The 23,147-nt window shown below is 65.7% G+C and carries 34 protein-coding genes; 31 read left to right on the top strand and 3 right to left on the bottom strand.

The genetic code is table 11. The features are described from left to right. Positions 1–227: 227 nt before the first annotated feature. From rpsJ to I4U41_RS03855, 29 genes are all read left to right on the top strand, one after another. Positions 228–539 (top strand): 30S ribosomal protein S10, encoded by a 312-nt coding sequence (rpsJ, locus tag I4U41_RS03995; protein ID WP_036137876.1) that lies wholly within the window; start codon positions 228–230, stop codon positions 537–539. A gap of 10 nt (positions 540–549) precedes the next feature. Then, the gene (gene rplC / locus I4U41_RS03990) at positions 550–1,203 is read left to right on the top strand and encodes a 50S ribosomal protein L3 (protein WP_206859824.1); all 654 of its coding nucleotides are present in this window, start codon (positions 550–552) and stop codon (positions 1,201–1,203) included. 12 nt (positions 1,204–1,215) lie between these two features. Then, the gene (rplD, locus tag I4U41_RS03985) at positions 1,216–1,821 is read left to right on the top strand and encodes a 50S ribosomal protein L4 (protein WP_206859823.1); all 606 of its coding nucleotides are present in this window, start codon (positions 1,216–1,218) and stop codon (positions 1,819–1,821) included. Continuing rightward, on the top strand, positions 1,818–2,114 hold the full coding sequence (gene rplW, locus I4U41_RS03980; RefSeq protein ID WP_115843875.1) for a 50S ribosomal protein L23: 297 nt from the start codon (positions 1,818–1,820) through the stop codon (positions 2,112–2,114). Before rplD ends, rplW begins: the two co-directional genes overlap by 4 nt. Before the next feature lie 10 nt (positions 2,115–2,124). Next, positions 2,125–2,952, top strand: a complete 828-nt coding sequence (rplB, locus tag I4U41_RS03975) for a 50S ribosomal protein L2 (RefSeq protein ID WP_206859822.1) — start codon at positions 2,125–2,127, stop codon at positions 2,950–2,952. A gap of 6 nt (positions 2,953–2,958) precedes the next feature. Then, positions 2,959–3,228, top strand: a complete 270-nt coding sequence (gene rpsS / locus I4U41_RS03970) for a 30S ribosomal protein S19 (protein ID WP_200606502.1) — start codon at positions 2,959–2,961, stop codon at positions 3,226–3,228. Positions 3,229–3,238: 10 nt separating this feature from the next. Next, a complete protein-coding gene (rplV, locus tag I4U41_RS03965; protein ID WP_115843977.1) occupies positions 3,239–3,574 on the top strand; it encodes a 50S ribosomal protein L22 in 336 nt (111 codons plus the stop codon). 14 nt (positions 3,575–3,588) lie between these two features. Next, positions 3,589–4,317 (top strand): 30S ribosomal protein S3, encoded by a 729-nt coding sequence (gene rpsC, locus I4U41_RS03960; RefSeq protein ID WP_206859821.1) that lies wholly within the window; start codon positions 3,589–3,591, stop codon positions 4,315–4,317. A gap of 3 nt (positions 4,318–4,320) precedes the next feature. Then, entirely contained in the window at positions 4,321–4,734 is a 414-nt protein-coding gene (gene rplP, locus I4U41_RS03955) for a 50S ribosomal protein L16 (protein WP_055902334.1), read from the top strand. Beyond that, positions 4,734–4,919 carry a 50S ribosomal protein L29 gene (gene rpmC, locus I4U41_RS03950; RefSeq protein WP_206859820.1) on the top strand — a complete coding sequence of 62 codons (186 nt, stop codon included), beginning with the start codon at positions 4,734–4,736 and terminating at the stop codon, positions 4,917–4,919. The genes rplP and rpmC overlap by 1 nt, the downstream gene beginning before the upstream one ends. A 9-nt stretch (positions 4,920–4,928) precedes the next feature. Beyond that, positions 4,929–5,198: a 30S ribosomal protein S17 gene (gene rpsQ, locus I4U41_RS03945; protein ID WP_115843866.1), complete on the top strand. Its 270-nt coding sequence runs from the start codon at positions 4,929–4,931 to the stop codon at positions 5,196–5,198. Between the two features lie 14 nt (positions 5,199–5,212). Then, positions 5,213–5,581: a 50S ribosomal protein L14 gene (rplN, locus tag I4U41_RS03940; protein WP_056136003.1), complete on the top strand. Its 369-nt coding sequence runs from the start codon at positions 5,213–5,215 to the stop codon at positions 5,579–5,581. Positions 5,582–5,595: 14 nt separating this feature from the next. Further along, on the top strand, positions 5,596–5,910 hold the full coding sequence (gene rplX, locus I4U41_RS03935) for a 50S ribosomal protein L24 (protein WP_206859819.1): 315 nt from the start codon (positions 5,596–5,598) through the stop codon (positions 5,908–5,910). A gap of 11 nt (positions 5,911–5,921) precedes the next feature. Further along, the gene (rplE, locus tag I4U41_RS03930; RefSeq protein WP_206859818.1) at positions 5,922–6,464 is read left to right on the top strand and encodes a 50S ribosomal protein L5; all 543 of its coding nucleotides are present in this window, start codon (positions 5,922–5,924) and stop codon (positions 6,462–6,464) included. A gap of 15 nt (positions 6,465–6,479) precedes the next feature. Beyond that, positions 6,480–6,785, top strand: a complete 306-nt coding sequence (gene rpsN, locus I4U41_RS03925; RefSeq protein WP_206859817.1) for a 30S ribosomal protein S14 — start codon at positions 6,480–6,482, stop codon at positions 6,783–6,785. Positions 6,786–6,942: 157 nt separating this feature from the next. Beyond that, entirely contained in the window at positions 6,943–7,341 is a 399-nt protein-coding gene (gene rpsH / locus I4U41_RS03920) for a 30S ribosomal protein S8 (protein ID WP_206859816.1), read from the top strand. A 13-nt stretch (positions 7,342–7,354) separates the two neighbouring features. Continuing rightward, positions 7,355–7,882, top strand: coding sequence for a 50S ribosomal protein L6 (rplF, locus tag I4U41_RS03915; RefSeq protein ID WP_206859815.1), 528 nt, complete (start codon positions 7,355–7,357; stop codon positions 7,880–7,882). A 29-nt stretch (positions 7,883–7,911) separates the two neighbouring features. Further along, positions 7,912–8,265: a 50S ribosomal protein L18 gene (rplR, locus tag I4U41_RS03910; RefSeq protein WP_206859814.1), complete on the top strand. Its 354-nt coding sequence runs from the start codon at positions 7,912–7,914 to the stop codon at positions 8,263–8,265. 161 nt (positions 8,266–8,426) lie between these two features. After that, complete coding sequence (rpsE, locus tag I4U41_RS03905; protein WP_206860400.1) at positions 8,427–8,969, top strand: 30S ribosomal protein S5; 543 nt, start codon at positions 8,427–8,429, stop codon at positions 8,967–8,969. Next, positions 8,962–9,162 (top strand): 50S ribosomal protein L30, encoded by a 201-nt coding sequence (rpmD, locus tag I4U41_RS03900; RefSeq protein ID WP_115843848.1) that lies wholly within the window; start codon positions 8,962–8,964, stop codon positions 9,160–9,162. Before rpsE ends, rpmD begins: the two co-directional genes overlap by 8 nt. Beyond that, the gene (gene rplO, locus I4U41_RS03895) at positions 9,162–9,605 is read left to right on the top strand and encodes a 50S ribosomal protein L15 (RefSeq protein WP_206860399.1); all 444 of its coding nucleotides are present in this window, start codon (positions 9,162–9,164) and stop codon (positions 9,603–9,605) included. The genes rpmD and rplO overlap by 1 nt, the downstream gene beginning before the upstream one ends. Before the next feature lie 7 nt (positions 9,606–9,612). Further along, the gene (gene secY / locus I4U41_RS03890; protein WP_206859813.1) at positions 9,613–10,977 is read left to right on the top strand and encodes a preprotein translocase subunit SecY; all 1,365 of its coding nucleotides are present in this window, start codon (positions 9,613–9,615) and stop codon (positions 10,975–10,977) included. A gap of 234 nt (positions 10,978–11,211) precedes the next feature. Continuing rightward, on the top strand, positions 11,212–11,568 hold the full coding sequence (rpsM, locus tag I4U41_RS03885) for a 30S ribosomal protein S13 (protein ID WP_206859812.1): 357 nt from the start codon (positions 11,212–11,214) through the stop codon (positions 11,566–11,568). Positions 11,569–11,579: 11 nt separating this feature from the next. Beyond that, the gene (rpsK, locus tag I4U41_RS03880; RefSeq protein WP_115843839.1) at positions 11,580–11,972 is read left to right on the top strand and encodes a 30S ribosomal protein S11; all 393 of its coding nucleotides are present in this window, start codon (positions 11,580–11,582) and stop codon (positions 11,970–11,972) included. A gap of 14 nt (positions 11,973–11,986) precedes the next feature. Then, the gene (rpsD, locus tag I4U41_RS03875; protein ID WP_115843837.1) at positions 11,987–12,616 is read left to right on the top strand and encodes a 30S ribosomal protein S4; all 630 of its coding nucleotides are present in this window, start codon (positions 11,987–11,989) and stop codon (positions 12,614–12,616) included. A 19-nt stretch (positions 12,617–12,635) separates the two neighbouring features. After that, a complete protein-coding gene (locus I4U41_RS03870) occupies positions 12,636–13,634 on the top strand; it encodes a DNA-directed RNA polymerase subunit alpha (protein WP_206859811.1) in 999 nt (332 codons plus the stop codon). A 293-nt stretch (positions 13,635–13,927) separates the two neighbouring features. Further along, complete coding sequence (gene rplQ, locus I4U41_RS03865) at positions 13,928–14,302, top strand: 50S ribosomal protein L17 (protein WP_158982351.1); 375 nt, start codon at positions 13,928–13,930, stop codon at positions 14,300–14,302. 371 nt (positions 14,303–14,673) lie between these two features. Beyond that, on the top strand, positions 14,674–15,174 hold the full coding sequence (locus I4U41_RS03860; protein ID WP_206859810.1) for a disulfide bond formation protein B: 501 nt from the start codon (positions 14,674–14,676) through the stop codon (positions 15,172–15,174). 119 nt (positions 15,175–15,293) lie between these two features. Further along, a complete protein-coding gene (locus I4U41_RS03855) occupies positions 15,294–16,682 on the top strand; it encodes a class II 3-deoxy-7-phosphoheptulonate synthase (protein WP_206859809.1) in 1,389 nt (462 codons plus the stop codon). 68 nt (positions 16,683–16,750) lie between these two features. Here the strand turns inward: I4U41_RS03855 and I4U41_RS03850 are convergent, their stop codons facing one another. From I4U41_RS03850 to typA, 3 genes are all read right to left on the bottom strand, one after another. Next, positions 16,751–18,403: an amidase gene (locus tag I4U41_RS03850; RefSeq protein ID WP_206859808.1), complete on the bottom strand. Its 1,653-nt coding sequence runs from the start codon at positions 18,401–18,403 to the stop codon at positions 16,751–16,753. A 62-nt stretch (positions 18,404–18,465) separates the two neighbouring features. Next, on the bottom strand, positions 18,466–18,933 hold the full coding sequence (locus I4U41_RS03845) for a DUF2127 domain-containing protein (protein ID WP_206859807.1): 468 nt from the start codon (positions 18,931–18,933) through the stop codon (positions 18,466–18,468). Positions 18,934–18,965: 32 nt separating this feature from the next. Next, on the bottom strand, positions 18,966–20,825 hold the full coding sequence (typA, locus tag I4U41_RS03840; RefSeq protein WP_206859806.1) for a translational GTPase TypA: 1,860 nt from the start codon (positions 20,823–20,825) through the stop codon (positions 18,966–18,968). Positions 20,826–21,014: 189 nt separating this feature from the next. Here typA and I4U41_RS03835 point away from each other — a divergent pair, with 189 nt between their 5' ends. Both I4U41_RS03835 and I4U41_RS03830 read left to right on the top strand, forming a co-directional pair. Continuing rightward, a complete protein-coding gene (locus I4U41_RS03835; protein ID WP_206859805.1) occupies positions 21,015–21,521 on the top strand; it encodes a peptidylprolyl isomerase in 507 nt (168 codons plus the stop codon). A gap of 330 nt (positions 21,522–21,851) precedes the next feature. Further along, on the top strand, positions 21,852–23,057 hold the full coding sequence (locus I4U41_RS03830) for a pyridoxal phosphate-dependent aminotransferase (RefSeq protein WP_206859804.1): 1,206 nt from the start codon (positions 21,852–21,854) through the stop codon (positions 23,055–23,057). Positions 23,058–23,147 lie beyond the last annotated feature (90 nt).

Raw genomic sequence — 23,147 nt, 5'->3', positions numbered from 1 at the left:
CGCACGGCGCGCTCCGTACGTTCCGGGCCTTCGGGCTTCCAAGGAACGCTAAACGGGGCTCTTCGTGCGTTCTACTCCGTCTGGGCGGGCCGGGTGACCGGTCTGCCTTGTTTTTTGAGGCATGGAAGCTCCGGGGCGAGGGTGCAGCTCCGGGGTGTTTGCATTTTTTCAGGGGTACGGCACACCCAGAGGCCGGCCCGTCGCTCTTTTAACCAAGGAATTCCGTCATGGCGGACCAAAAGATCCGAATCCGGCTCAAAGCGTACGATCATCGCCTGATCGACCGCTCGGCCAGCGAGATCGTCGAGACGGCTAAGCGCACCGGTGCCCAGGTCAAGGGCCCGATTCCGCTGCCGACCAAGATCGAGCGCTACACCATTCTCGTGTCGCCGCACGCCGACAAGGACGCGCGCGACCAGTACGAGACCCGCACGCACAAGCGCGTGCTCGACATCGTCGATCCGAACGACAAGACCGTGGACGCGCTGATGAAGCTCGAACTCGCGGCTGGCGTCGACGTCCAGATCAAGCTGACCTGAGGCTCCCACCATGACCGCGAAGAAGTATTCGTTGGGCATCGTCGGTCGCAAGGCCGGCATGAGCCGTTTCTTCACTGAAGACGGCAAGTCGGTTCCGGTGACGCTGATCGAAGCGACCCCGAACCGAATCACCCAGATCAAGACCGACGACACCGACGGCTACAGCGCCGTGCAGGTCACCGTCGGCGTGCGCCGCGCCGCGCTCGTCAACAAGCCGGAAGCCGGTCACCTCGCCAAGGCGAAGGTCGAAGCCGGTCGTGGCCTGTGGGAGCTGCGCGTGGAAGCCGACCAGATCGGTGGCTTTGAAGTGGGCGGCGAGATCAAGGCCGACATCTTCAGCGCCGGCCAGCTGGTCGACGTCCAGGGCGTCACGAAGGGCAAGGGCTTCCAGGGCACGATCAAGCGCTGGAACTTCACGATGGGCGACGCGACGCACGGTAACTCGCTGTCGCATCGTTCGCCGGGCTCCATCGGCCAGCGCCAGACGCCGGGCCGCGTGTTCCCGGGCAAGAAGATGGCCGGTCACATGGGCGCGGAAACCCAGACCACGCAGCGCCTTGAAGTGGTGAAGGTCGACGCCGAGCGCGGCCTGATCGCCATCAAGGGTGCCGTGCCGGGTGCGCCGGGTGGCGACGTCATCGTGCGTCCCTCGAGCAAGGCATAAGGAGAGATGACGATGGAACTCGCCATCACCAACAGCAGCAAGACTGTGTCGGTTTCCGACGCGATCTTCGGCCGCGAATTCAGCGAAGACCTGGTCCACCAGGTGGTCGTTGCCTATCGCAACGCCGGTCGCGCGGGCACCAAGGCGCAGAAGACCCGTTCTGAAGTCAACGGTACGACCAAGAAGTCGAAGAAGCAGAAGGGCGGCGGTGCGCGTCATGGCGCGCTGACGGCTCCGATCTTCGTCGGCGGCGGCGTGACCTTCGCGGCCAAGCCGCGCAGCTTCGCGCAGAAGGTCAACCGCAAGATGTACCGCGCCGCGATCGCCGCGATCCTGTCCGAGCTGAACCGCCAGGGCCGCATCAAGGTCGTCGAGTCGTTCGATCTGGACGCCCCGAAGACCGCCGGTCTGGTTTCCAAGCTCAAGGGCCTGGAAGTCGGCAAGCGTCCGCTGATCGTCACCGAAGATGCCACCGAGAACCTGTACCTCTCGGCGCGCAACCTGCCGTACGTCGAAGTGCGTGACGTCCAGGGCCTGGATCCGGTCGCCCTCGTCGGCGCCGACTCGGTCGTGGTCACCGCCGACGCGGTCAAGAAGATCGAGGAGTGGCTGGCATGAACGAGGCCAAGCTCTACAACATCATCCGTGCGCCGCGCGTGTCCGAAAAGACCGCCCGTCTGCAGGAAGTTTCCAACCAGTACGTCTTCGAAGTCGCGACGGACGCTACCAAGGCAGACATCAAGGTCGCCGTGGAAAAGCTGTTCGAAGTGAAGGTTGAAGCGGTCAACGTCGTGAACGTCAAGGGCAAGAACAAGTCCTTCCGTTTTCGCGCCGGTAGCCGCGGCAGCTGGCGCAAGGCGTACGTGACGCTGGCCGAAGGCCAGTCGATCGACGTGATGGCCAAGGCCTGAGGAAAGACCCATGGCATTGATGACTTTCAAGCCCACCTCCGCCGGCCGCCGCAGCGCGGTTCGCGTGGTGACCCCGGGCCTGCACAAGGGCGCCCCGCACGCGGCGCTCGTCGAGAAGCAGGGCAAGACCGGCGGTCGTAACCACCACGGCCGCATCACCACCCGTCACATCGGTGGTGGTCACAAGCAGCACTACCGCATCATCGACTTCAAGCGCGACAAGGAAGGCATCCCCGCCCGCGTCGAACGCATCGAGTACGACCCGAACCGCACCGCGCACATCGCGCTGCTGTGCTACGTCGACGGTGAGCGCCGTTACATCATCGCCCCGAAGGGCCTGAAGGATGGCGACCAGGTGATCGCGGGCCGTGACGCCCCGATCCGCGTCGGCAACACGCTGCCGCTGACCAACATTCCGGTCGGTACGACGGTTTGCTGCGTCGAAATGAAGCCGGGCAAGGGCGCCCAGCTGGCCCGCGCGGCCGGCGCCAGCGCCTACCTGGTCGCTCGCGAGCAGGGCTACGCCACGCTGCGTCTTCGCTCCGGCGAAATGCGCAAGGTGCCGGCCGAGTGCCGCGCCACGATCGGCGAAGTCGGCAACGACGAGCACAACCTGGAGAAGCTGGGCAAGGCCGGTGCAGCGCGTTGGCGCGGCATCAAGCCGACCGTCCGCGGTGCGGCCATGAACCCGGTCGACCACCCGCACGGCGGTGGTGAGGCCAAGGCCGGCCAGGGTAACCCGCATCCGGTCACCCCGTGGGGTGTGCCGACCAAGGGTTACAAGACCCGCAAGAACAAGCGCACCCAGCAGTTCATCGTGCGCGATCGCAGGAGCTAATCGGCCATGGCACGTTCACTGAAGAAAGGCCCGTTCGTCGACCACCACCTGATCAAGAAGGTGGAGACCGCGGGCAACAACAAGAAGCCGATCAAGACCTGGTCGCGTCGTTCGATGATCCTGCCGGAGATGGTGGGTTTCACCATCGCCGTGCACAACGGCAAGAACCACATCCCGGTGCTGGTCAACGAGAACATGGTTGGCCACAAGCTTGGCGAGTTCGCCCTGACCCGTACGTTCAAGGGTCACGGCGGCGACAAGAAGTCGGGCAAGTAAGGAGATGACCATGGAAGCGAAAGCCATCCTGCGCACCGCGCGCATCTCCCCGCAGAAGGCCCGCCTGGTCGCCGACCAGGTGCGTGGTCTGTCGGCCGAGCGCGCCGTCAACCTGCTGAAGTTCTCGGACAAGAAGGCTGCCCACCTGATCAAGAAGGTGGTGGAGTCCGCGATTGCCAACGCCGAGAACAACCAGGGCGCCGACATCGACGAGCTCAAGGTCAAGACCATCATGGTGGACGAGGGTCCCGCACTGAAGCGCTTCATGGCGCGTGCGAAGGGCCGCGGCACCCGCATCCTCAAGCGCACCAGCCACATCACTGTGGTTGTGGGCGCGGGCAAGTAAGGCGGAGTCAGACAATGGGTCATAAAGTTCATCCCACCGGCATCCGCCTGGGCATCGCCAAGGATTGGAACTCCAAGTGGTTTGCCAACAAGAAGCAGTACGCCGACTTCCTGGCGGCGGACCTGAAGGTCCGTGATCTGCTTCGCAAAAAGCTGGCGCAGGCCGGCATCTCGAAGATCTTCATCGAGCGTCCGGCGAACAACGCCCGCGTGACGATCCACACCGCCCGTCCGGGCGTGGTGATCGGCAAGCGCGGCGAGGACATCGAGAAGCTGCGCAAGGAAGTCAGCGACGTGATGGGCGTTCCGGCGCACATCAATGTCACCGAGGTCCGCAAGCCGGAACTCGACGCGCAGCTGGTCGCCGAGTCGATCGCGCAGCAGCTCGAGCGCCGCATCATGTTCCGTCGCGCGATGAAGCGCGCCGTGGGCAATGCGATGCGCCTGGGTGCCCTGGGCATCAAGGTCAACGTCGCCGGCCGCCTGAACGGCGCCGAGATCGCGCGTTCGGAGTGGTACCGCGAAGGTCGCGTGCCGCTGCACACGCTGCGTGCCGACATCGACTACGGCTTCGCTGAAGCCAAGACGACGTACGGCATCATCGGCATCAAGGTCTGGATCTACAAGGGCGAGGTGTTCGACTTCTCGCAGGTGGGCCAGGAGAAGCAGGAAGAAGCGCCGCGTGCAGAGCGCAGCGAGCGTCCGGCCCGTCCGGCGCGCGCCAACCGCGAGGCGAGGGACTAAGCCATGTTGCAACCCAAGCGAACCAAGTACCGCAAGGTACACAAGGGCCGCAATGAAGGCCTGAGCTGGAACGGCAATGCCGTCAGCTTCGGCGAGTACGGCCTGAAGGCGACGGCGCACGGTCAGCTGACCGCGCGCCAGATCGAGGCCGCGCGTCGTTCCATCAGCCGCTACGTGAAGCGCGGCGGCAAGATGTGGATCCGCGTGTTCCCCGACAAGCCGATCACCAAGAAGCCGATCGAAGTCCGAATGGGCTCCGGTAAGGGCAACGTCGAGTACTGGGTCGCCCAGATCCAGCCCGGTCGCATGATTTACGAGATCGAAGGCGTGGCAGAGGACGTGGCGCGTGAAGCGTTCCGTCTGGCCGCCGCCAAGCTCTCGGTGACCACCACTTTCGTTACCCGGACGGTGCGCTAATGGACCTCAAGCAACTGCGAGAGAAGTCGGCCGACGAACTGAAGGCCCATCTGGCCGAGCTGCACAAGGAGACGTTCTCCCTGCGCATGCAGAAGGCCACCGGCCAGCTCGCCAAGACCCACGACGTCCGCCGCGTGCGCCGCGAGATCGCTCGCGTCAACACGCTGCTCGGCGAGAAGAAGTAAGGACCCGCCATGACCGACAACAATACAGAGAAGGCTGTCCGCACGGTTGAAGGCCGGGTTGTCAGCAACAAGATGGACAAGACCGTCACCGTGCTCGTCGAGCGCCAGGTCAAGCACGCGCTGTACGGCAAGTACATCCGCCGCTCGACCAAGCTCCACGCCCACGACGCCGACAACGCCTGCAAGGAAGGCGATGTCGTGCGGGTGAAGGAAATTGCGCCGATGTCGAAGACCAAGAACTGGAGCGTGGTTGAGATCGTCAGCCGCGCGGCCGAATAAGAGGAGGCTGAGTCATGATCCAGATGCAGAGCTACCTCGATGTGGCTGACAACTCCGGTGCCAAGGAAGTGATGTGCATCAAGGTGCTGGGCGGCTCGAAGCGCCGTTACGCCGGCATCGGCGACATCATCAAGGTCACCGTCAAGGACGCGATCCCGCGTGGCAAGGTCAAGAAGGGCGACGTCTACGACGCCGTTGTCGTGCGCACCCGCAAGGGCGTGCGTCGACCGGACGGTTCGCTGATCCGCTTCGACGGCAATGCCGCCGTGCTCCTGAACAACAAGCAGGAACCGATCGGTACCCGCATCTTCGGGCCTGTGACCCGCGAGCTGCGTACCGAGAAGTTCATGAAGATCGTCTCGCTCGCTCCTGAAGTGCTCTGAGCGGAGGAATTGATATGAACCGTATCCGCAAGGGCGATCAGGTGATCGTCACCACCGGCAAGGACAAGGGCAAGAAGGGCGAAGTGGTGCGCGTGCTCGGCGAGAAGGTCGTCGTGTCGAACATCAACGTCGTCAAGCGCCACACCAAGCCGAATCCGCAGGCTGGCCAGCCGGGCGGCGTGGTCGAGCGCGAAGCGCCGATCCACATTTCCAACGTGATGCTGTTCAACCCGGCCACTGGCAAGGGTGAGCGCGTCGGTTTCAAGGTGCTGGAGGATGGACGCAAACTGCGTGTGTTCCGCTCCAGCGGTGAGGCGGTTGACGCCTGAGGAATGCTCAAATGACCACCCGTCTCGAAAAGTTCTACAAGGACGAAGTCGTCCCGGCCCTGACCAAGAAGTTCGGTTACACGAACCCGATGGAAGTGCCGCGCCTGTCAAAGATCACGATCAACATGGGCGTTGGCGAAGCCGCCACGAACAAGAAGATCCTGGAGAACGCGGTCGCCGACCTGACCAAGATCTCGGGCCAGAAGCCGATCGTGACCAAGTCCCGCGTGTCGGTGGCTTCGTTCAAGATCCGCGACGGCTGGCCGATCGGCTGCAAGGTGACGCTGCGTCGCGCCCACATGTTCGAGTTCCTGGACCGTCTGATCAACATCTCGCTGCCGCGCGTGCGTGACTTCCGCGGCGTGTCGGGGCGTTCGTTCGATGGCCGTGGCAACTACAACATGGGCGTCAAGGAACAGATCATCTTCCCGGAAATCGACTTCGACGCCGTCGACGCGATCCGCGGCATGGACATCGCGATCACCACGACCGCGAAGACCGACGCCGAGGCGAAGGCCCTGCTGGAAGCGTTCCGCTTCCCGTTCCGCAACTAACTCGAGGATTGAACAATGGCTAAGACCTCCATGGTCAACCGCGAGATCAAGCGGGCGAAGCTGGCCAAGCAGCACGGCGCCAAGCGCGAGGCGCTGAAGAAGATCATCTCCAGCCAGACGGCCTCGTACGAGGACAAGCTGGAAGCGGCCACCAAGCTGCAGAAGCTGCCGCGCGACTCCTCGCCGAGCCGCCAGCGCAACCGCTGCGAGCTGTCGGGCCGTCCGCGTGGCGTGTACCGCAAGTTCGGCCTCGGCCGCAACATGCTGCGCAAGGCCACCATGAACGGTGACGTTCCGGGCCTGCGCAAGGCCAGCTGGTAAGACAGGGCGCCGGCAAGTCTGCTAGACTTGCCGGCTCGCTCGCGTCATGCCCCGACCGACAGGGCGGGGCGCCTGCCGGGAACTTTCCCGATCAAGCAGGCACTACAACTGAATTCGCAATCCCGCGGATATCGGTGCTACTCATAGGTGCATATTCATGAGCATGACTGATCCCATCGCCGACATGCTGGTCCGCATCAAGAATGCGGCGGCTGTCCGGAAGCAGACGGTGAAGATGCCGTCGTCGAAGGTCAAGGTGGCCATCGCCAAGGTGCTGCAGGACGAGGGCTACATCCTCGGTTCGCGCGTGACCGAAGCCGGCGCCGGCAAGTCCGAACTCGAAATCTCGCTGAAGTACTACGAAGGCAAGCCGGTGATCGAGCGCCTCGAGCGCTACTCCCGTTCGGGCCTGCGCCAGTACCGCGGCAAGGCCAATCTGCCGAAGGTCCTGGGCGGCCTCGGTATCGCCATCATCTCCACCTCGAAGGGCATCATGACCGATGCGCAGGCGCGCCAGCAGGGCGTCGGCGGTGAGGTCCTGTGCTTCGTGGCCTAAGGGAGGAATAGACATGTCCCGAGTTGCCAAGAAGCCGGTCGCCCTCCCGAAGGGTGTCGAACTCAACATCCAGGCCGAATCGATCAGCGCCAAGGGCCCGAAGGGAACCCTGAGCGTCGCGAAGCCGGCCGGTATCAACGTCAATGTCGACAACGGCACGGCCACGTTCTCCACCGAGGACGCCGCCCTGATCCCGCTGGCCGGCACGCTGCGCGCCATCCTGTCCAACATGGTCAAGGGCGTTTCCGAAGGCTTCGAGCGCAAGCTCGAGCTGGTGGGCGTCGGTTACCGTGCCTCGATGCAGGGCAAGGACCTGAACCTGGCGCTGGGTTTCTCGCACCCGGTGCTGCTGCAGGCTCCGGCCGGCATCACCATCGCCACGCCGTCGCAGACCGAAATCGTCGTCGCCGGCGCAGACAAGCAGGCGGTCGGTGAGTTCGCCGCCAAGATCCGCGCTGTCCGTCCGCCGGAGCCCTACAAGGGCAAGGGCGTGAAGTACGCCGGCGAAGTCATCATCCGCAAGGAAGCCAAGAAGGCCTAACCGGGTCTTCAGCTTTCGGAGATACGCACATGAACAAGAACACCGCCCGTCTGCGCCGCGCCAAGTCGACCCGCGCGCACATCCGCGAACTCGGCGTGCCGCGCCTGTCGGTGCTGCGCACCGGCCAGCACCTGTACGCCCAGGTCTTCACCTCCGACGGCTCCAAGGTCCTGGCTTCGGCCTCGACCGTGCAGTCCGACGTCAAGGAAGGCCTGAAGAACGGCAAGAACGCCGACGCCGCCGCCAAGGTCGGTCGCATCATCGCCGAGAAGGCGAAGGCCGCCGGTATCGAGAAGGTCGCCTTCGACCGCTCGGGCTACCGTTACCACGGTCGCATCAAGGCGCTCGCCGACGCCGCCCGCGAGGGTGGCCTGCAGTTCTGATGCCTTGAAGGCGTGGGGATTCGTCCCCACGCCTGGGTTTTCGCCCGCCGGCATGGGGAATGCCGGGCGCGACCACGGATTTCCGCGATCGCGAAGCACCCGCAACACACCACAACGATAAGCGGCGAAGCCGCAAATCCCTCAACTACCGAGCTATCGAAATGGCAGAAGAACAACGTGCACCGCGGGGTCGTGATCGCGACCGCAACCGCGAAGAGATCGACGACGGCATGATCGAGAAGCTGATCGCGGTCAACCGCGTCAGCAAGACCGTCAAGGGCGGTCGCCAGTTCACCTTCACCGCGCTGACGGTGGTGGGCGACGGCAACGGCAAGGTCGGCTTCGGTTACGGCAAGGCGCGCGAAGTGCCGGTCGCGATCCAGAAGTCGATGGAATACGCTCGCAAGTCGATGGCAAACGTCGACCTGAACAATGGCACTCTGTGGCACTCGGTGAAGGCCGGCCACGGCGCAGCCCGCGTGTTCATGCAGCCTGCTTCCGAAGGTACCGGCGTCATCGCTGGTGGCGCGATGCGCGCCGTCCTGGAAGCCGTCGGCGTGAAGAACGTGCTGGCCAAGGCCGTCGGTTCGCGTAACCCGATCAACCTGGTCCGCGCCACGCTGAAGGGCCTGACCGACATGCATTCGCCGGCCAAGATCGCCGCGAAGCGTGGCAAGAAGGTGGAGGACCTGATCAATGGCTAAGAACGAAGCTGTCGCCGGCGGCACCGTCAAGGTGCGCCTGGTCAAGGGTCTGCGTGGCACCCAGTCGCGTCACCGTCTGTCGGTGCGTGCGCTGGGCCTGAACAAGCTCAACGACGTGCGTGAACTGAAGGACAGCCCGCAGGTGCGTGGCCTGATCAATCAGCTGCACTACCTCGTCCGAGTCGAGGAGTAATCAACATGCGTCTCAACACTCTGCAGCCCGCCGACGGCGCCCGTACCGAGCGTACCCGCGTCGGTCGCGGTATCGGTTCCGGCCTGGGCAAGACCGCCGGTCGCGGTCACAAGGGCTCGTTCGCGCGCTCGGGTAAGGGCAAGATCAAGGCCGGCTTCGAAGGCGGTCAGATGCCGATGCAGCGCCGTCTGCCGAAGATCGGCTTCCGTTCGAAGCTCGCCAGGGACACGGCCGAAGTGCTGCTGTACCAGCTGGACAAGCTGCCGGCCGGTGACGTCGATTTCGCCGCCCTGAAGGCCGCCAAGCTGGTGCCGAGCACCGCGAAGCAGGCCAAGATCGTGGTGAAGGGCGAGCTGACCAAGAAGTTCGTGCTCAAGGGCGTGGCCGCTACGGCCGGCGCGAAGGCCGCGATTGAAGCGGCCGGCGGCAAGGTCGAGGAGTAATCGACGGATGGCGCGCAGCGGTAGCAACGCGGTAGCCGGCCTCGGTGGCGGACTCGGTAAGTTCACCGAGCTCCGCCAGCGCCTGCTGTTCGTGGTCGGTGCCCTGATCGTCTACCGCATCGGCTGCTACATCCCGGTGCCGGGCGTCAATCCGGAAGCCATGCTCCGGCTGATGGAAACCCAGAAGGGCACCATCGTGGACATGTTCAACATGTTCTCCGGTGGCGCCCTCCATCGCTTCAGCCTGTTCGCGCTGAACGTGATGCCGTACATCTCGGCGTCGATCATCGTGCAGTTGCTGGTGCAGATCGTGCCCAGTCTGAAGGCCATCCAGAAGGAAGGCGAGTCGGGCCGGCGCAAGATCAACCAGTGGTCGCGCATGGGTGCGATCCCGTTGGCCGTGTTCCAGGCCTGGGGTATCGCCACTGCGCTTCAGGCCGGTGGCGCGAGCCAGGGCATCGCGGTGGTCTACAACCCGGGTCCGGGCTTCATCCTGACCGCGGTGATCGCGCTGACGGCGGGCACCATGTTCCTGATGTGGCTGGGCGAACAGGTGACGGAGCGCGGCATCGGCAACGGCGTCTCGCTGATCATCTTCGCGGGCATCGTGGCAGGCCTGCCGGCAGCCGTGTTCGGCATGTTCGAGCAGATCCGCAACGGCGACATGAGCGCGCTCGTGGCCATCGTCGTGGTGGCGATCGTCCTGGGCTTCACGTACTTCGTGGTGTTCGTCGAGCGGGGCCAGCGCCGGATCACGGTGAACTACGCCCGTCGTCAGGGCGGCCGTAGCGCGTACATGAACCAGTCGTCGTTCCTGCCGCTGAAGCTCAACATGTCGGGCGTGATCCCGGCCATCTTCGCCTCGAGCATCGTGATGTTCCCGGCGACGGCGGCCAACTGGTTCAGCCAGGGCAATTCGGGGTCGTTCCTGCATCGTGTCAGCCAGTGGCTGAACCCGGGCGAGCCGCTCCACATGATCCTGTACGCCGGGCTCATCGCTGGTTTTGCGTTCTTCTACACCGCGCTGGTGTTCAACTCGCAGGAAACCGCCGACAATCTGAAGAAGTCGGGCGCGCTGATTCCGGGCATCCGTCCGGGCAAGGCGACGGCTGACTACATCGACGGCGTCCTCACCCGCCTCACGGCGGCCGGCGCGGCTTATCTGGTGCTGGTGTGCCTCCTGCCGGAGGTCATGCGCACCGAACTGGGCACCTCGTTCTACTTCGGCGGCACCTCGCTGCTGATCGTGGTCGTGGTGGTCATGGATTTCATCGCCCAGATCCAGGCTCATCTGATGTCGCATCAGTACGAGAGCCTGCTGAAGAAGGCGAACTTGAAGGGCGGCTCGCGCGGCGGTCTCGCGCGCGGGTGATCCCGGACCTTTCGCGCGCCAGAGTAGCGCGCGGGGCCGGGCAGGGCAGTTCAACGCCTTGTCCGACCAGTCCGGTTTCGTCGCCGGAGCATGGGCACACTCCCCATGCCGGGCACTGCCGCGTCCCCCGGGATGCGGCAGGGCTTCCTATTAACCCGAGACCTTGTTAAAATTTCCAGTTCACTCCGCCGGGATTAATCCGTCCTGGCCGCCAAACCAGTTGGAGATCGCGTTATGGCGCGTATTGCGGGCGTCAATCTGCCTGCCCAGAAGCATGTCTGGGTCGGGCTGCAAAGCATCTACGGCATCGGCCGTACCCGTTCGAAGAAGGTCTGTGAAGCCGCTGGCGTCACCTCGACCACCAAAATCCGTGACCTGTCCGAGCCGGAAGTCGAGCGCCTGCGCGCCGAGGTCGGCAAGTACGTGGTCGAGGGCGACCTCCGCCGCGAGATCGGCATCGCGATCAAGCGCCTGATGGACCTGGGTTGCTACCGCGGCCTGCGTCATCGCCGCGGTCTGCCGCTGCGTGGCCAGCGCACCCGTACCAATGCCCGTACCCGCAAGGGTCCGCGCAAGGCCATCAAGAAGTAAGGACTTAGACCATGGCTAAGCCGGCTGCTACCAAGACCAAGAAGAAGATCAAGCGTGTCGTCACCGACGGCATCGCCCACGTCCACGCTTCTTTCAACAACACCATCGTCACGATCACCGACCGCCAGGGCAATGCGCTGTCGTGGGCGACCTCGGGCGGCGCGGGTTTCCGCGGCTCGCGCAAGTCGACCCCGTTCGCTGCCCAGGTCGCCGCCGAGAAGGCCGGTCGTGCCGCGCTGGACTACGGCGTCAAGTCGCTGGAAGTCCGCATCAAGGGCCCGGGTCCGGGCCGCGAATCCGCCGTTCGTTCGCTGAACAACGTCGGGTACAAGATCATCAACATCATCGACGTGACGCCGATCCCGCACAACGGGTGCCGTCCGCCGAAGAAGCGTCGCGTCTGAGGAGCTGAAAGAACATGGCTCGTTATATTGGTCCCACCTGTAAGCTCGCCCGTCGCGAAGGCGCTGACCTTGGCCTGAAGTCGTCGGCTCGCGCCCTCGACTCCAAGTGCAAGCTCGAGCAGAAGCCCGGCCAGCACGGTCCGACCGCCCGCAAGGGCAAGCTGTCCGACTACGCCACCCAGCTGCGCGAGAAGCAGAAGGTCAAGCGTATCTACGGCCTGCTGGAGCGTCAGTTCCGCAACTACTACAAGAAGGCCTCGACCAAGAAGGGCAACACGGGTGAAAACCTGCTGCAGCTCCTCGAGACCCGCCTGGACAACGTCGTTTACCGCATGGGCTTCGCGGTGACCCGTCCGGCCGCCCGCCAGCTGGTTTCGCACCGCGGCGTCACGGTCAACGGCAAGCCGGTCAATCTGCCGTCGTACCAGGTCAAGGCTGGCGACGCGATCGCGCTGGCCGAGCGCGCCCAGAAGCAGCTGCGCGTGCAGGAATCCCTGACCGTCGCATCGCAGATGGACCTCTCGCCGTCGTGGGTCGAAGTCGACAGCAAGAAGTTCTCTGGCGTGTTCAAGGCCGTTCCGGATCGTGCCGACCTGCCGGCCGACATCAACGAAGCGCTGATCGTCGAGCTGTACTCGAAGTAATCCCAGGAGACGCCAACACATGACGGTTACCGCAAACCAGGTGCTGCGCCCGCGCGGCCCCCAGATCGAGCGCCTTACGGGCAACCGTGCCAAGGTCGTGATCGAACCGCTGGAGCGTGGCTACGGCCATACGCTCGGCAATGCGCTGCGCCGTGTGCTGCTGTCGTCGATTCCGGGCTTCGCAATCACGGAAGTCGAGATCGATGGCGTGCTGCACGAGTACACCACGGTCGAAGGCCTGCAGGAAGACGTGCTTGAGGTTCTGCTGAACCTCAAGGACGTGGCGATCCGCATGCACACCGGCGAGTCGGCGACGCTGTCGCTGGCGAAGCAGGGCCCGGGCATCGTCACCGCTGGCGACATCAAGACGGACCACAACGTCGAGATCCTCAACACGGATCATGTGATCGCGCACCTGACCAAGGACACCGCGCTCAACATGCGTCTGAAGATCGAGCGCGGTTTCGGCTACCAGCCGGCGGCCGCGCGTCGTCGTCCGGATGAGGAAACCCGCGCCATCGGTCGCCTGATGCTGGACGCCAGCTTCTCGCCGGTCCGCCGCGTCGCGTATGCCGTGGAAGCGGCCCGCGTCGAGCAGCGCACCGACCTGGACAAGCTGGTCCTGGACATCGAGACCAACGGCACGATCGACGCCGAGGAAGCCGTCCGCACCGCGGCCGACATCCTGACCGACCAGCTGTCGGTGTTCGGCGATTTCACCCACCGCGATCGCGGTGCGGCGAAGCCGGCCACCAGCGGCATCGACCCGATCCTGCTGCGCCCGATCGACGACCTCGAACTGACCGTGCGTTCGGCCAACTGCCTCAAGGCCGAGAGCATCTACTACGTCGGCGATCTGATCCAGAAGACCGAAGTGGAGCTGCTCAAGACCCCGAACCTCGGCAAGAAGTCGCTTACCGAGATCAAGGAAGTCCTCGCCCAGCGTGGTCTTTCGCTCGGCATGAAGCTCGAGAACTGGCCGCCGGCAGGCATCGCCTCCCACGGCATGATGGGGTGAACGGCCCGCGCTTTGCCGATGCCCACCGGCATCGGCTGCGGGCGCGAACGACCGGGCAGGATGCCCGGGCAGGACTCTCCGGAGCCCACCACCTTTCGCCAGGGATGGCAGCAGCAAAGTTCAAAGCGCGGCGCTTTTGATCCGATCAAAGCGCCGCGTCCTGCCGACAGGGCCCAAGCCCTGCGGCATAGCCGGCAACGGAGCGCCGGTTCGGACCATCCGCAGTCCAGGTAACAGCGCCACGAAGGCGACAGCGAACTCCAGCGTTTCAACATTCAACAGGAATCACAGTCATGCGCCACCAGAAAGCCGGCCGTAAGTTCAGCCGTACCAGCGCCCATCGCGATGCCATGTTCACCAACATGGCGGCCTCGCTGATCAAGCACGGCCTCATCCGCACCACCCTGCCCAAGGCGAAGGAACTTCGCCGCGTCGCCGAGCCGCTCATCACGCTGGCCAAGGTCGACGGCGTCGCCAACCGCCGCCTCGCCTTCTCGCGCCTGCGCGACAAGGAAGCCGTGGGCACGCTGTTCACCACGCTGGGTCCGCGCTACCAGGCGCGTCCGGGTGGCTACGTGCGCATCCTCAAGTGCGGCTTCCGCGCTGGCGACAACGCGCCGATGGCCTACGTCGAACTCGTCGATCGTCCGGAAGCCGCCGCGGAGTAATCCGAAGGCTGCCGGTAGCCCAGGCTGCCGACGGAAGATCCAGCAGAACCCCGGCGAGAGCCGGGGTTTTTTGCTTTTGCGACTCGCGCACGAGCGCCGATAGGGGACGAGCGGTCGGTGCGCGGGAGCGTCGCCGCCGTTGTAGCCCGGGTAAGCGAAGCGCACCTGGGTTCGCCACGCCGCTGCATCGCGCCTATGCATCCGCCCATTCCGCGACGGGATATGCGCGCAGTCGAACGCCACCCGCACGTACGACGGCCCCGGCCAATCAAACGTCCGCGCGCCGAACCGTGCACCGCCGGCGACCAGCCGTGCGATCGCCGCCCATTCGCCGTGCAATCGAACACGCAGGCCGGTTAAGCTCTCCCGCCATGACGACCCTCCTGCGCGGCTCGTTCCGCCTCCAGTTCTTCCTCGGCTTCCTCGCGTGCGCAGGGCTGCTCGCTTATGCGATCTACCTGCAGCTGCACGACGGGCTGGAGCCGTGCAACCTGTGCATCTTCCAGCGCGTGGCGTTCGCCGCGCTGGGGATCGTATTCCTGATCGGCGCACTGCACGGCCCGAAGCGCCCGGCCGGACGCAAGTCCTACGGCATCGCCGCGTTGCTCGCGGCGCTCGCCGGCATCGCGGTGGCCGGCCGCCATGTGTGGGTGCAGATGCAGCCGCCGGGCGTGGCCTCGTGCGGCGCGCCGCTGTCGTTCATGCGCGAGACCATGTCGACGTGGGACGTCGTGCGCAAGGTGATGACGGCGACCGGCAACTGCGGCGACGTCGACTGGACCTTCGCCGGGCTGTCGATGCCCTGGTGGAGCCTGATCTGGTTCGTCGCCCTCGCGCTGTGGGCCGGTTACGCGGCCTTCCGTCGCGCCTGAGCGCGTTCCTTACCGTATCCCGGACCCGAAGAAGGGCGGCCCGGCTCGGTTGCCGCTGTAACGGTTGCAGCGCGCCGGACGAGCGCCCATAGTGGTTCGCCGCATCGCAGCATCGTGTCATGCCCACGTCCGACCGCACCCTCCGCGCCGTGAACCTGCCCGCCGACTGGTCGCCCCAGTCCTGGCGCAACCGCACCGCGATGCAGTTGCCGCAGTATCCCGACGCCGCAGCGCTCGACAGCGCGCTCGCCGAACTGCGTACTCTGCCGCCGCTGGTGACCTCGTGGGAGATCCTCTCCCTCAAGCAGCAGCTCGCCGAAGCGCAGGAAGGCAAGCGCTTCCTGCTGCAGGGCGGCGATTGCGCGGAGACGTTCTCCGGCTGCACCTCCGACGTCATCTCCAACCGGCTGAAGGTGCTGCTGCAGATGAGCCTGGTGCTCGTGCACGGCCTGCGCAAGCCCGTGGTGCGCGTGGGGCGCTTCGCCGGCCAGTACGCAAAGCCGCGTTCGGCCGATACCGAGACCATCGGCGATGTCACGCTGCCCAGCTACCGCGGCGACATGGTCAACGCGCCGGAGTTCACGAAGGACGCGCGCACGCCCGATCCGCGCCGCATGATCAAGGCGCACGCGCGTTCGGCGATGACGATGAACTTCGTTCGTGCGCTGATCGACGGCGGTTTCGCCGACCTGCATCACCCCGAATACTGGAACCTGAGCTGGGTCGGCCATTCGCCGCTCGCCGACGAATACCGCCGCATGGTCAACGCGATCGGCGATGCGGTGCGCTTCATGGAAACGCTGTCGGGTAGCGAGGTGCACAACCTCAACCGCGTCGACTTCTACACCTCGCACGAAGCGCTGCTGCTGCCGTACGAGGAATCGCTCACGCGCCAGGTGCCGCGCCACTGGGGCTGGTTCAACCTGAGCACGCACTACCCGTGGATCGGCATGCGCACCGCGCAGGTCGACGGCGCGCATGCGGAATACTTCCGCGGCATCCGTAACCCGATCGCGCTGAAGGTCGGCCCGTCGGTCACGCCGGACCAGTTGCTGCGCACGATCGACCTGCTCAATCCGGAAGACGAGCCGGGCCGCCTGACCTTCATCCACCGCATGGGCGCGACCGGCATCGCCGAGAAGCTGCCGGCGCTGCTCGACGCCGTGCGCCGCGACGGACGCCGCGTGTTGTGGGTCTGCGATCCGATGCATGGCAACACGGAAAGCACGAGCAACGGCTACAAGACGCGCCGTTTCCGCAACATCCGCAGCGAGCTGGAGCAGGCGTTCGAACTGCATGCCGCCGCCGGCACGCGCCTGGGCGGCGTGCACCTGGAACTCACCGGCGAGGACGTCACCGAATGCCTCGGCGGTGCGCGCGAACTCACCGAGAGCGATCTGGAACGCGCCTACAAGTCCACGGTCGATCCGCGCCTGAACTACGAGCAGGCGCTGGAAATCGCCATGCTGATCGTGCGCAAGCAGGCGCAGATCGCGGCGCCCGCGTAACCCTCGCGCTCATCGCGCTGCTTGACGGCCCCTCCGCGAACGGGGCGGCCGTCTGCTTGGCGGCCGCGTCAGCCCTTCGTCGTTTGCAGCGGAGCCGTCGCGAGGAACTGCGGCGCCTTGCGCGCCTTCGTCTTCTGCTCGAACGCGTACGCCAGCTCGATCAGGCGCGGTTCGCTCCACGCCGGGCCCATGAAGACGATGCCCATCGGCAGCCCGAAGTAATCGCCCATCGGCACGGTGATGCTCGGCGTGCCGGCGACCGCGGCGGCGCCGTAGCCTTCGCCGAGGAAGTGGTCGCCGTTGACCGGATCGATCAGCCACGCCGGCGAGGTCGCCGGCGCCACGATCGCGTCGAGCGACGACGCCGACAGCACCGCCTCGAGCCCTTCCGCACCCGCGAGACGCCGCGCCTTGCTGCGCGCGTCGATGTAGGCCATCTCGTCCAGCGTGCCCTTCGCCTGCGCGCGTTCGAACAGCTCCTGCGCGAAGAACGGCATCTCGGTCTTCGTGTTGCGGCGGTTGTATTCGATCAGCGCCGCCAGCGAGTTCACCGGCGCGCCGCTGCGCGACAGATAGCCGTTCAAGCCGTGCTTGAACTCGTAGAGCAGCACGTCCATCTCCGCGTCGTTCCACTGATCGGCGGTGGGCAGCTCGACGTCGACGATTTGCACGCCGGCCTGGCGCATCGCGTCCAGGCTGCGTTCCAGTGCCGCGTCGGCCGCGGGATGGAAGCCCATCGCCTTGCGCAGCACGCCGATGCGCGCGCCGCGAAGGCCGTCGCGGTTGAGGCGCGCGTGGTAGTCGAAGATCGCGCGGCCCGTGCTTTCGGCCGTCGCCGCGTCGTTGTCGTCGCGGCCGACCATCGCCGACAGCAGGATCGCCGCATCGGCGACGCTGCGTGCCATCGGGCCGGCGGTGTCCTGGCTGTGCGAGATCGGGATGATGCCGCTGCGGCTCACCAGACCCACGGTCGGCTTGATGCCCACCAGCCCCGCGACCGAGGACGGGCAGACGATGCTGCCGTCCGTTTCGGTGCCGATCGCCGCGGCGGCGAGGTTCGCGGCCACCGCCGTGCCGCTGCCGGAGCTGGATCCGCACGGCGAGCGGTCGAGCGCGTACGGATTGCGCGTCTGCCCGCCGCGCGCACTCCAGCCGGAGGTCGAACGCGTGGAGCGGAAGTTCGCCCATTCGCTGAGGTTCGTCTTGCCCAGGATCACCGCGCCGGCGTCGCGCAGGCGTGCGACCACGAACGCGTCGGTGCGCGGATGGTGCGAGGCCAGCGCCAGCGAGCCAGCGGAATTCGCCATCGGCGTGGCGTCGATGTTGTCCTTCAGCAGGACCGGTATGCCGTGCAGCGGCCCACGCACGCGGCCGGCCCTGCGCTCGGCATCGAGCGCGTCGGCTTCCTTCAGGGCGGCCGGATTGAGCTCGATGACGGCGTTGAGCGTGGGCCCGGCGTCGTCGAGCGCGGCGATGCGGTCGAGATAGGCCTGCGTCAGCGCGTGGCTGGTGAGTTCGCCGCGGCCCATGCGGGCCTGCAGTTCGTCGATGCCGACCTCGGCGAAGGCGAAGCCATCGCGCGGCGCCGAGGCGGGCGACGTCGTCGCGGCAGCGGCGGGCCTGGCGGCGTGCGCGGTGCCCGGCGCGTCGGTGCGTTGGCAGGCGGGCAACAGGGCGAGCAGCGTCGCCAGCGGCAACGTCTTGACGATCAAAGAGCGCATTGCGATTCCCCGGTCGCAGGTGGCTGACCGGAGGATACGTCATTCAGGTTCGCGCGCGCGGCCTAGTGGTGGCGCTTGAAGATGTCGCGTGCCAGCACTGCGACGACGATCAAGTTGAGCGCCAGCACGCCGACCGACATCCAACCCGGATGGCGGAACAGCGCATAGACGTCGAGGGGCAGGTAGATCGCCGCGCTGATGCAGCCCAGCCACGAGGCCCAGACCTTCACCCGCCACAGGCCCCAGGCTTCGACCATGCGCAGCACCCCGTAGGCGAAGATGAGCGCCGCGGCGAGATGCACGCTGTCGGGATTGATGGCGCTGGAGAGCCACGCCAGCGCGCCGTGTTCGGTGCTGATCTGGAATCGCAGCGTCAGCTCGTGCAGCCAGCGCAGCAGCGGCTCCGGGCCCAGCAGTTCCAGCCCGAAGGCCGCCGCGAAGGCCAGCAGGCCCTTGGCGGCTTCGAAAATCGCGATGAGATGCAGGCCCGGATGCGCTTGCGGATCCGGGTCGTAGTGGGCGTCGCTCATGGCCTGGTCAGACATGGCGACGCCCCGTTGGTTCACGCCGCACGCGAGGCGCGCTTGCGGTCGTTCTCGGTACGCAGCTTCTTGCGCAGGCGGATCGCCTTCGGCGTGACTTCGACCAGTTCGTCGTCGTCGATGAATTCCAGCGCCTGTTCCAGCGAGAACTTGATCGGCGGGATCAGGCCTTCGTCGTCGTCCTTGCCGGCGGCGCGGAAGTTGGTCAGCTGCTTGCCGCGCAGGGCGTTGACGGTGAGGTCGTTGTCCTTGGCGTTGATGCCGACGATCTGGCCTTCGTAGATCTCCTCGCCCGGCTCGATGAACAGACGACCGCGTTCCTGCATCGCCGCCTGCGCATACGCCGGCGACGGGCCGGTGCCGTTGGAGATCAGCACGCCGTTGATGCGCTGGCCGATCGCGCCCTCGGTCTTCGGGCCGTAGTGGTCGAAGACGTGGAACAACAGGCCGGTGCCGGCGGTGAGGGTGCGGAACTCGGTCTGGAAGCCGATCAGGCCGCGCGCCGGGATGATGTAGTCCAGGCGCACGCGGCCCTTGCCATCGGGTTCCATGTTCTGCAGCAGCGCCTTGCGCTCGCCCAGGCGACCCATGACGCCGCCCTGGAACTGTTCTTCCATGTCGACGACCAGCGACTCGTACGGCTCCTGCATCACGCCGTCGATTTCCTTGATGATCACTTCCGGACGCGACACGGCCAGCTCGTAGCCTTCGCGGCGCATGTTCTCGATCAGGATCGACAGGTGCAGCTCGCCGCGGCCGGAGACCTTGAACTTGTCGGCGTCCTGCGTGTCCTCGACCTTCAGCGCGACGTTGTGCTGCGTCTCGCGGGTGAGGCGGTCGCGCAACTGGCGCGAGGTGAGGAACTTGCCGCCGCTGCGGTCCTTCACGCCGGCGAACGGCGAGTCGTTGACCTGGAAGGTCATCGAGATGGTCGGCTCATCGACCGTCAGCACAGGCAGCTGTTCGACCGCGGACGGATCGCACAGCGTGTCGGAAATGCCCAGGCTTTCGATGCCCGAGAAGGCGATGATGTCGCCGGCCTGCGCCTCGCCGACTTCCACCCGCTCCAGGCCCATGAAGCCCAGCACCTGCAGCACCTTGGCGTTGCGGGTCTTGCCGTCCGGCGCGATCACCGTGACCTGCTGGTTCGTCTTGACCTTGCCGCGCTGGATGCGGCCCACGCCGATGATGCCGACGTAGTTGTTGTAGTCCAGCGACGTGACGCGCATCTGGAACGGGCCGTCCGGATCGACCGGCGGCGCCGGCACGTGCTCGCAGATCGCCTCGAACAGCGGGGTCATGTCGCCGCCGCGCACGTCCTCGGTCATGCCGGCGTAGCCCTGCAGGCCCGAGGCGTAGACGGTGGTGAAGTCGAGCTGCTCGTCGTTCGCGCCGAGGCGGTCGAACAGGTCGAAGGTCTGGTCCAGCACCCAGCTCGGGCGCGCGCCCGGGCGGTCGACCTTGTTGACCACGACGATCGGCTTGAAGCCCATCGCGAACGCCTTCTGCGTCACGAAGCGCGTCTGCGGCATCGGGCCGTCCATCGCGTCGACCAGGATCAGCACCGAGTCCACCATCGACAGCACGCGCTCGACCTCGCCGCCGAAGTCGGCGTGTCCCGGGGTGTCGACGATGTTGATGCGCCAGGTTTCGCCCGTCTTCGGGTTGGTCCAGCGGATCGCGGTGTTCTTCGACAGGATCGTGATGCCACGTTCCTTTTCGATGTCGTTGCTGTCCATCACGCGGTCCGGGACGACGGCGCGCTCGTTCAGGGTGCCGGACTGCTTGAGCAGCTGGTCGACGAGCGTGGTCTTGCCATGGTCGACGTGGGCGACGATGGCGATGTTGCGCAGGCGTTCTACGGACTGGGAAGCGGACATGGGAAGAGGGCGCCGGTCGGCGCTCAATTTGGAAAAGGAAGCCTGACAGTATACCTGGATTGTGACCGCACCGGCCTGTTCATCTGAACGGCGTCGCTTCCCCCTTGTGCGGGCTCCGCGCCGCCGCCATGTGGGCCCACGAATGCGGGAATCCTTCCCCCAGCTGTCCAACGTCCAGGAGAGACGGTTATGAGCCTCATCGCCACCTTCGACACCGAGCGCGGCCCGATCCGCGTGGAACTGGCCGCCGACAAGGCGCCCCTGACCGTCGCCAACTTCGTGAATCTGGCCCAGCGGGGCTTCTACGACGGGCTGAACTTCCACCGCGTCATCAACGACTTCATGATCCAGGGCGGCTGCCCGCAGGGCACCGGCACCGGCGGCCCGGGCTACCGCTTCGAGGACGAAACCCGTACGGGGCTCAGCCATGAGCGCGGCGTGCTGTCGATGGCGAACGCCGGCCCGGGCACCAACGGCAGCCAGTTCTTCATCACCCACGTCCCGTGCCCCTGGCTGGACGGCAAGCACACCGTGTTCGGCAAGGTGATCGAGGGCCAGGAGATCGTCGACAGCGTGAAGCAGGGCGACACGATCAAGTCGGTGAAGATCGAGGGCGACACCGCGGGCGTGCTGGCGGCGAAGGCCGATCGCGTCGCGGAGTGGAACAAGACGCTCGACGCGAACGCTCGTCCGTAATCGCGCGATGCTTGAGCCCCTCTCCCACCGGGAGAGGGGTTGGGGTGAGGGTCGGGACGAGCAATGCGCTGCTGATCGCGATGATCTCGGACGAATGCTTCGGGCCCGTCCCGGCGTTCGGCGGCAGGACGGTTTCTGCTCCGCCACGTAAAGCCCGAGGAACGCCCGCCCGGCTTGCCCAGGCGGGCGTTTTCGCATCGGCCGCCGGCAGGCACGCCGCCCCCGCGTGTTAACATCCGAAGGCTCGATGGCCGACGTTCGCGGCGTGTTCCAGGCGGACTGATCCAGCCGCGAGCCACACCCCACATCCGACTCCCACGAGGTTCCGCGATGCCCCAGCTTGCCCGGCGCATCGGTCGCGCCAAGCCCAGCGCGATCATGCAGGTTGCCGAGAAGGCCAAGCGGCTCAAGGCCGAAGGCCGCGACATCATCAGCTTCTCGATCGGTGTTCCCAACTTCCTGCCCGGCGAGCACGTCTACGCCGCCGCACGCGAGGCGCTGTCGAAAGACAGTGGCCAGTACGGCAGCAACCGCGGTCCCGACGCGCTGCTGGACGCCTTCGTCGAGCACATGGCGAAGATTGGCCTGACCGGCTACGGCCGCGTCAACTGCGCCACCGGCATCGGCGCCAAGCACGTCATCTACAATCTCGCCGAAGCGCTGCTCGACGAAGGCGACACGATCGCGTTCCCGACGCCGTACTGGACCAGCTACCTCGACATCGCCGAAATCGTCGGCGCGAAGATCGACCTGCTGCCGTGCCCGCCGGAACAGGACTACAAGCTCAAGCCCGCGCAGCTCGACGCCGCGCTCGCGAAGAAGCCGAAGGTCTTCCTGTTCAACAACCCGTCCAATCCGACGGGCATGGTGTACACGAAGGAAGAAATCGACGCGCTGGCCAACGTCGTGGCGAAGTATCCGGACACGTGGATCATCACCGACGACATCTACAACCGCATGGTGTTCGACGGCATCGGCTACCACAACTTCGTGCATTCGCGCCCGGAGCTGAAGGACCGCGTGATCTTCCTGGACTCGCTGTCCAAGACCTACGGCATGCCGGGTTGGCGCGTGGGTTTCATGGCCGGTCCGGAAGTCGTCGCGCAGGCGCTGGTGACGATGAACTCCAACCACATCACCAACGTGCCGGAAATCGTCAATGCCGCGGCCGTCGCCGCGCTCAACGGCCCGCAGGACGTCCCGACGCAGAAGTGCGCCGAGTTCCAGGCCAAGCGCGACCAGGTGATGGACGTGATGAACGCGATCCCGGGCGTCGTCTGCCCGCGTCCGCAGGGCGCGTTCTACGTGTTCCCCGACATCAGCGTCGCCTTCGGCAAGACGCACGGCCCCAGCGGCATCAAGATCAACAACGACGTCGACGTCTGCAACGCGCTGCTGGAAACCAAGGGCGTCGCCTGCGTGCCGGGCTCGGCGTTCGGCGAGCCGCGCGCGCTGCGCATCAGCTACACCTGCCCGACGCCGCAGCTCGCTCCAGGCCTGCAGCGTTTCCAGGAATTCTTCGCTGAATTGCAGTGATTCGTGATGGGTGATTCGTGATTCGCGAAAGCGGGTCACGCATCACCGTCCTCACTGCTCTTGCGAATCACCAATCCCCGATCACGAATC

It is taken from the genome of Lysobacter changpingensis (assembly GCF_017308985.1).
GTDB lineage: Bacteria > Pseudomonadota > Gammaproteobacteria > Xanthomonadales > Xanthomonadaceae > Lysobacter_J > Lysobacter_J changpingensis.
This window is presented reverse-complemented; position numbering and strand designations above follow the sequence as displayed.